The 7,336-nt window shown below is 65.0% G+C and carries 10 protein-coding genes and 1 pseudogene; 7 read left to right on the top strand and 4 right to left on the bottom strand.

Annotation, left to right across the window (positions count from 1 at the left end):
- Positions 1–757 (bottom strand): adenylate/guanylate cyclase domain-containing protein (locus tag GCT13_RS38815; RefSeq protein ID WP_152767243.1); only part of this gene is annotated, 757 nt, incomplete at its 3' end.
- A 498-nt stretch (positions 758–1,255) separates the two neighbouring features.
- Positions 1,256–2,484 (bottom strand): annotated as a pseudogene (locus GCT13_RS38810) (tyrosine-type recombinase/integrase).
- Between the two features lie 226 nt (positions 2,485–2,710).
- Between GCT13_RS38810 and GCT13_RS38805 the strand changes: the two are divergent.
- The 7 genes from GCT13_RS38805 (at position 2,711) to GCT13_RS48775 (ending at position 6,156) form a co-directional block, all read left to right on the top strand.
- Positions 2,711–3,796 carry a DNA-binding protein gene (locus GCT13_RS38805; RefSeq protein WP_152767242.1) on the top strand — a complete coding sequence of 362 codons (1,086 nt, stop codon included), beginning with the start codon at positions 2,711–2,713 and terminating at the stop codon, positions 3,794–3,796.
- Positions 3,786–3,971: a hypothetical protein gene (locus tag GCT13_RS38800; RefSeq protein ID WP_152767241.1), complete on the top strand. Its 186-nt coding sequence runs from the start codon at positions 3,786–3,788 to the stop codon at positions 3,969–3,971. The genes GCT13_RS38805 and GCT13_RS38800 overlap by 11 nt, the downstream gene beginning before the upstream one ends.
- 23 nt (positions 3,972–3,994) lie before the next feature.
- Positions 3,995–4,690: a hypothetical protein gene (locus GCT13_RS38795; RefSeq protein WP_227747234.1), complete on the top strand. Its 696-nt coding sequence runs from the start codon at positions 3,995–3,997 to the stop codon at positions 4,688–4,690.
- On the top strand, positions 4,687–4,896 hold the full coding sequence (locus tag GCT13_RS49930; RefSeq protein WP_227747233.1) for a hypothetical protein: 210 nt from the start codon (positions 4,687–4,689) through the stop codon (positions 4,894–4,896). Before GCT13_RS38795 ends, GCT13_RS49930 begins: the two co-directional genes overlap by 4 nt.
- Positions 4,897–4,974: 78 nt before the next feature.
- Entirely contained in the window at positions 4,975–5,364 is a 390-nt protein-coding gene (locus GCT13_RS38790) for a hypothetical protein (RefSeq protein WP_087740033.1), read from the top strand.
- 174 nt (positions 5,365–5,538) lie between these two features.
- Positions 5,539–5,664, top strand: a complete 126-nt coding sequence (locus GCT13_RS50690) for a CBS domain-containing protein (RefSeq protein ID WP_265335329.1) — start codon at positions 5,539–5,541, stop codon at positions 5,662–5,664.
- A 6-nt stretch (positions 5,665–5,670) separates the two neighbouring features.
- Positions 5,671–6,156, top strand: coding sequence for a hypothetical protein (locus GCT13_RS48775; RefSeq protein ID WP_193727879.1), 486 nt, complete (start codon positions 5,671–5,673; stop codon positions 6,154–6,156).
- A gap of 245 nt (positions 6,157–6,401) precedes the next feature.
- Here GCT13_RS48775 and GCT13_RS38775 read toward each other — a convergent pair whose 3' ends face one another.
- Together GCT13_RS38775 and GCT13_RS38770 are read right to left on the bottom strand one after the other, a co-directional pair.
- Positions 6,402–6,773 carry a type II toxin-antitoxin system RelE/ParE family toxin gene (locus tag GCT13_RS38775; protein WP_152767240.1) on the bottom strand — a complete coding sequence of 124 codons (372 nt, stop codon included), beginning with the start codon at positions 6,771–6,773 and terminating at the stop codon, positions 6,402–6,404.
- The gene (locus tag GCT13_RS38770) at positions 6,770–7,084 is read right to left on the bottom strand and encodes a type II toxin-antitoxin system prevent-host-death family antitoxin (protein ID WP_152767239.1); all 315 of its coding nucleotides are present in this window, start codon (positions 7,082–7,084) and stop codon (positions 6,770–6,772) included. Before GCT13_RS38770 ends, GCT13_RS38775 begins: the two co-directional genes overlap by 4 nt.
- Positions 7,085–7,336: the final 252 nt, after the last annotated feature.

Genomic DNA, 7,336 nt, shown 5'->3' with positions numbered 1-7,336 from the left:
GCTTGTGGGTCGCCTCGCTCACGAGGATTGACGAGGGCGTGGCGATCCCTTCCATCCTGGACGCAATGTGAATCGTGTGTCCGACCGGATCGTAGTCGGTGTGCAAGTCGTCCGTGCGGATCGAGCGCACCACGACCTCCCCGGTGTGGACGCCAACGCGGATTTGCAGCGGAATGGCTTTCTCCAGGCGAATGCGATCGCCGTGGCGGCGCATCGCCTGCTGCATGCGCAGCGCCGCGAAGAGCGCACGCTGCGGATGGTCTTCGTGCGCGATGGGCGCGCCGAACAGAGCGAGGATGCCGTCGCCCAGCAATTTGGCCACGTAGCCCTCGTAGTAGTGCACGGCCTCCATCATCAGCGCGATGACAGGCTCGATCAGCCGATGGGCCTCTTCCGGGTCTAGGTCGTGGATCAACGCGGTGGAACCGGCCATGTCGGCGAATAGCGCCGTAACGGTCTTGCGTTCACCGGCCGTCTCGCCTCTCGCTTCCATGGCCGCCTGCTCGGCGAGGATGCGCTGGGCAAGATGGTGTGGCGTGTAATGAACCGGCGCTGGGGATGGTCCTGGAACAGGCCGCGGACGCGGAGATGACGCGGCAGGCGCCTCGGTCAGGGGGGCGCCACACTCATTGCAGAATCTGGCGGAAGGCGTCGCTTCGTGCCCACAGCGAGGACACGCGCGCGGCAGAATTGCTCCACACACTTCGCAGAATTTGGCTCCGTCGAGGTTGTCGTATCCGCAGTTTGCGCAGTGCATAACAGCATTTCCCTTGCTACGGGGCCATTTGAATATTATGCGCCCTACCCCGAGGGAAGTTCTTCGGTGTACAGGAGCCGTTGGCGGTTAGATGGGGATTTGGTGGCCGCGAGACGCTCGCACGGTCGATCACGTGTCACGAAGAGGGACGTCCGAAGGACTTTGGAGTTGGCTGTTGAGGGTCGAACTGCGACAACTGCCCGGGGAATCCAGCGGGCTACCGTGCGGTGAAAGCCCGATCCATCTGGCAAGCCCTTTGACTTCATCTCTCTGCATTGCAACCGTCGCGATTGAGGCACGGTGCAGGTTGTCGCGCACCGTCGTCAGCTCTTCCCGCCGGCAGCGCATCCCGTTTTAAGGACTGGGTGGCCGAAATTGCCCGTTGCGAAGTCCTCCGCAAAACGTGCCGTGTCCTGGTGGCGGCGGACAGGTCCGGCACAGGGCGTGGACGGCAGGCAAGACATCGGCGTCGCAAATAGACCCGACGGCGCCGCCGGTCTACCTGTCAGGCGGATTGCGGTCGTCGGGCGTCTCGCGTTCCGTCGCCCGCGCCCAGTTCATCCGGTGACGCTTGACCGTTGCGGCGTGACGGGCGTCGTCTTCCGCGTGGAGGTAGAGGCTCGTCGTGTTCAGCGATGCGTGACCGAGATTGTCGCGCACGGTGCGCAGGTCGATGCCGCCGTCGGCCTGGTGGGAGCCCGCCGTGTGCCGCAGCCAGTGCGCAGACGCGCGTCCGAGTTCATCGGCGCGATCGGCGAAGGCCGGCCCGCGCGACCGGAGCCAGTCCGCGGCGCCAGCAAAGATCGCCTTGATCGCGTCGTGCACCGCGGACCGGGACAGCGCGCGTGGCGGCCCCCGGAACGGCAGCAGCAGCGGCAGGTCGTCGTCGCGCGCGGGCAGGGCGCTCAGGCCGTGCGCGAGCCGGTAGCGGCGCAGTTCCTGTAACAGCTCACCGGACACGGGCACCGTACGCAGCTTGCCGCCCTTGCCGAGCGTCTGCAGCCACCACTGTTCCTGGCCGTCGGCGCTGATACGCCGGAAGAAGTCGCCCATCTGGCCGTCGGCCACTTCGGAAATGCGCAGCCCCTGCAGGTAGAAGAGGGTCATCAGCCACCGGCTGCGCACAGCCCAGGCTCGCTGCGTTTCCGTCGCCTGCGGCAGCTGCGCGACGAACGCCTTGACGTCGTCCCACAGCGACGCGGACAGATAGCGCGTGACGCGCGGCGCCGGCCGCGTCGTGCGCTGGCGCAGCAGCGCCATCGGGTTGCCGCGCAGGTAGCCCGCGTCGACCAGCCAGATGAACATCGTGTTCAGGATGACCAGCGCCTGCCGCTGGCTGGCGACCGACAGCGGCCCGTTGAACGGGCGCCAGCGCGCGTCGCCCGCGGATACTTGCCGCCGCCGGTCGAAATCCAGCGGGACGCTGGATGCGGGTCGGCGAGAAACGCCCGGTACGCCAGCAGATCCTCGTGCGTGAGCGACGACAGCGGCTTGCCTAGCTGCACGACGCTCCACAGCAGCAGCCGTTCGGCTTCCTTGCGGTAGCTGTCGAAGGTCGTTTTCCTGGTCGCGTAGTTGGCCAGCCACGCGCGCACCGCGTCGAGGTCGTGGCGGGCGGCCAGCTGGCAGTGCGCGCCGCCGGCGCGGTTGCTGCCGTCGCGGCCATCCAGGGTGACAGGCAAAACCAGCGTCTCCACGGGCGAGACAGAGGGAAGGGCGGACGGCATCAGGCGGCTCCAGAGGGCGCAGACGTTGTTCCAAGTCTAGGGAGCCGGGAACAGGATTCCCTTAAAAATGGGGACGGATACCTTGGACCAACGTCGATGGACGCATCATTATTCTACGTCAATTATCCCGACATTATGGTCGTAATGTCGTGTAGCAGAAAAATATCGTCAAATTATTATCGTTTTACGTTGTACTATTAACCATCAATTCCCGGTTTCCCGTCCGATGACCGACGTTCTTTCAGACGAGGCCCGCCTCGCGGCCGAGATCGACCGCCTGAAGGCCGCCTGCCCGAAAACCCGTGAGCTGTACCGCGAGGTGTGCGCGCTGCTGTTCTTCCGTTTCGGGCAGACGCCCACCGCGAACCGCCTGTACCAGCTCGTCAGGCGCGGCAGCATGGGCACCCCCGCGGCGGTGCTCGGCGAGTTCTGGACGGAGCTGCGCGAGAAGAGCCGCGTGCGCATCGAGCACCCGGACCTGCCCACCGATCTGCGTGACGCGGCCGGGGAGCTGGTCGCGACGCTGTGGACGCGGGCCACGGCCTCGGCGCAGGCGGAGCTCGCGTCATTGCGGGCGGAGGTGGAAGACCATCGGGCCGAGGCAGACCGGCGCGTCGCGGCCGCACGCGACGAACTGGGCCGCACCGAAACCGCGCTCGAGCAGCGCACCGCGGCGCTGCTGGCCGCCCAGGTCGAGGTCCGCGAACTGGAGAAGGCCCAGGCGGAAGGGCACGCGGCGCGGCAGGCGATGGAAGCCGACATCACGCGGCTGAAGGCCGAGGCGGCGGCACGCGACCGTGAGCTGGAGAAGGTGCGGGAGGGGTTTTCGCGGGATCTGGAGAAACTGCGCGAGACCGCCGAACGTACGGAGGAGCGTCTGCGTGCTGCGGAGAAGCGCGCGCTGATCGAGATCGACCGCGAACGGGGCGCCGCTGCGAAGCTGCACAAGGAACTCGACGAGGCGAACCGGCGCGCCGACCGGCGCGACGCGGAGCATCGCCGCGCGGTCGAGACGCTGCAGGCGCAGCTCGGGGATGCCCGCCATCAGGCGGGTGTGCTGCAGGGGCGGCTCGATGCGGTGCAGGCCACGAACGTGACGCTGCAGCAGCAGCTGGCCGCCCGGCGCGGGGCGGACATGCGCGAGGCCCGGCCGGCCCGGTCTGGCCGTACCAAGGGCGCGCCTGCCGGTACCACCCCGGTACGTCCCGTGGCGACACGCCCCGCACGTCCCGCAGGTGCGGCGCGCGCCGCGTCCGCGCCCGCCAGCAAGACGGCGGTGCGCCGCAAGCGGAGCAAGACCGATGGCAGGTAGCCCCCGCCCGCGCAGGCGATCCAAGGTCCCGGCCTGCCCGCCGATCGGTGCGCTGATGCGCTACGGCGAGCGGACCGTGCGCGTGATCATCGAGTCGGTGGATGAGGAGGGCCGCACCTTCCGCAGCACCGTGAAGTGGGCTAATCTGGCCGCTCTTGAAGAGCAGCTTTTCTGAGCGCGATGACGATACAGCCGACCATGCAGCAGCTCGATATCTTCGCCGACAGCCACGACGTGATGTTGGGCAACGACGTGCTGGCGCCGCTGCAGCGGCGTGAGGCGGCGGCCGCGCGCACGGCCCTCGAACGGCTGGCGGGCGACTACCCGGACGATGGTGCGTTGCCTGCGCTGACCGCGCTGGTTGGCGAACTCGAACACGCATCGACGGCACCCTTTGCCGATCACGCTTCACTGGCCGTGGCCTGCCGTCATCTGGAGGGCGAGGTGGTGCCCGCGGCAAGGCGGGTGCTGCCTGCGCAGACGGTTCAGTCCTGGCTTGCCCCGAGCTGGCGGACGCTCGCCCGGCGGGCCGCGTCACTGCCGTTTCGCGGCGCCGACGCGGGCGATCATGCCCTGAACCATGCTGCGCCTCTGTGGCTGCTCGCGGGAGACGCAGCGGCCGCGTGTACTGCCGTCGAGCGCATCGAATCATGGTGGCGCATCCCGGCACCGCTTGCGTGGATGACCGAGGCGCGCTACCGGACGGACGGGCTGGATGCCGCTGGCCCCTGCTCGCGGAGCTGGCGTGGCTGGCGCCTGCACGGTTCGCGGTATTGCTGCCCGTACTGGGTGACGCCTCGCTCGACGCGCTGCGCCGGCGCTTCGATGCGGAGTTTCCCGGCACCGGTGCAGTCGACGATTACGCCTGGTTTGCCGCGTGGCTGGTATTCGTGAAGCCTGCGCTGGCGGGCCGGCTGGGTGAGGCGCGGGTGCAGCGCGACCAGGCGGCCTCGCGCGCGGTGGCCCTGCTGGGGGAAATCCTGCGCCGGGAGCATGAAGGCGACCAGCACGAACTGATCATCCTGCGCCAGGAGTTCAGCCGGCTGCATGCGCCGCTGTTCGAGGTGTACATGGCGACGCGGAAAGTGCAGCACCGGTGAGGACGACGATCGGGGACCCGGGATCATCGCTGACGCCGTTGTCGCACGGATGAGCCGGGCACAGGCACGGAGGCGAGGATGACATTGAAGGCCCAGTGGTACCGCGACAGGCTTGCGAAAAAAGCGCGCAGGGGTTTTTGTGGCTACCCGGTCGCCACCGTTGCCTTCTATGGGCCCGACGACATGCGGGCGACAAAGGTGTCGGTTGGCATCGTCGCGCACGACGGTGCGGATGCCGATCCTGTTGAGCGATGGTTCTGTGAAACTTCCGATGCGAGGACCGATCCGGCAACCATCGAAGCGGTCGTCCGGTTCATTGAACAGCAGGGTGCCCGATCGGTGGCAACCGTCGATCGCATCATCGGGTGTCCGCATGAGGAAGGCATCGACTATCCCGAAGGCGAAGCCTGTCCGCTGTGTCCATTCTGGCGCAACCGTGACCGGTGGAGCGGCGAGATCATCGGGTAAGTGCAGCCTGCAGTTTCCGCAACCACAAGATTCACACGCGGCTGCCTGTCCTTCGTCGGACGAGGTAGCTCGATAAAAGGCGAACTGGTCGGTTCCGACCTTCCACGGTGTAGCGATAAAGGGCCGTTTCGGTGCAAACAGCAGAGGCAATCCAGAGATGAAAGTGAAGACTTGATGATCAGGCGCGTAGTGACGGTAAGCTTCGACGACACGCTCGAAACCATCATGGAGATCCTTGGGCAAGCGGGGTTTCATCACCCCGCGCGTGACTGGACAGCCCGCCCCGCTATCGTGTGGTGACCTGACATGAACGACAGGCGGCGAAAGATCATCCATGCGCAGAGGCAACGCCTCGAAGCGCTGAAAGTCAAGGTCGAAGAACTGAAGGCGGAAGCCGATAGTATCCGGAGCGAACTGGAAGCCGTCCGTGACGACGAACAGGAAGCTTTCGACAACATGTCCGCGAGCAGGCAATCCGGCGAGCGCGGGCAAAATTTGGAAGCGTCCGTCGACAACCTCGACACGGCCATCTTCGCGCTCGATGAAATCGAAGACCTGACGGACCTTGTCGATGCCATCGAGGCGCTCGGCAATGCGGAGAACGGACAACGTCTCCACGGTTGTTGCCCGGCCTGGGAGGCGCGAGCGACCCGGTATCAAGGAAGACGCCGCCCAGCGCTCGGCCTCAACTCTGCGATCGTTAGTCAGTACGAGAATACTCTCCGCGCACTACTTGCGGCCCCCGTGATTTCGAATGTTCCGGGTGATTGCGAGATATCACACTTGTCGTGACCATTGGACGTCGTAACGGCCGTTCGACATTCACCCACTAAAGGTAATCGAATGGCAAGAATAGCGATCGCCGGCTTCTTGCATGAGACCAATACATTTGCGTCCACGATTTTGATCGCGAACCAGATCGAAAGACCAGCTCCGGCCACGACCGCCACGACGCCGGCGCCTGCACACACGACAAAGGGGCCGCGCGGGCCCCTGCGCGGTGGCTCCTGGCCGACCAGTTTGTATGGGCGCGAAGATCAGCGGTCGTCCGTCCCGTATCCTGCTTCGCGCTCATGCCGGATCGACAGTACGACCACTCGCGATTCAGAACACGCGTAAAGCACCACATAGGGCGCAAGCACGAACTCGCGAAATTCGGTCAGCCCAACCGATACGGCCAGTTGCAAGACCCTTTCGAGCCAGTCTTTCGCGGCGGTGGAGGTTACTGAAAGGAAGTCGGCTGGGCGGCCGACATGGGGGTGTCTTTCGAGAAGACTGATGAGATCGACGATTTCTTCTTCGAGTTTGTTGGCTCGACGCGGTGCGGACAGTACGTCCTGGACCAGCATGAATTCTTCGACCGCATCGAGGGCTTCTTTAAATTTGTCTGCGATCTCGACGATGATCATTTCTCGGTATGAGTCCGTCGCTTTTCAGCGCGCTCCTTGAGTGATTTTCGAAAATCATCAGCGGATGTAACGCGACCCGCAACGACGTCCTGAAGACCCCTTTCAGCGTCGGACAACATCAGGAGCCGGTGACGCTCGCTGCGCTCGAGCTCGTGGTAGTAGTCGAGTTTCTTCGCATCGACGAGCGCGACGAATGCCGAGCCGTTTTTCGTCAATACCTTCTCAGCGCCGGCGACCACGTCGTCTGCGAGTTCTGTCAGACGGGCGCGCGCTTCGCTGATCGGCACGACGTCCTGTGCACGAATAGCCATATTAACGCATCCTTTAACGAATTTATTAACACGATACGCCTGACTGGGTGTTCGGTCAAGTCAGTGCGAGTCATGACCAGAAAAGCCGGAGGAGCAGACCGCCCACAGCGCCACAAAATAGCGGCCGTTCCTCCTAGCGATCTGCTCCCATTTTGTACCTGGCCGGTGGCTGCAAGCCTTCGCGAACGGGTCTCTCACGCGGTGCGCCGGAGAAATGCCCCTGTTTGGACGCGTGAAGGGCATGAAAGTTGG

Origin of the sequence: Paraburkholderia franconis (genome assembly GCF_009362735.1) — a bacterium.
Classification (GTDB): domain Bacteria; phylum Pseudomonadota; class Gammaproteobacteria; order Burkholderiales; family Burkholderiaceae; genus Paraburkholderia; species Paraburkholderia franconis.
Note: the sequence above shows the minus strand (reverse complement) of the source record. Positions and strands in the feature narration are given on the sequence as shown.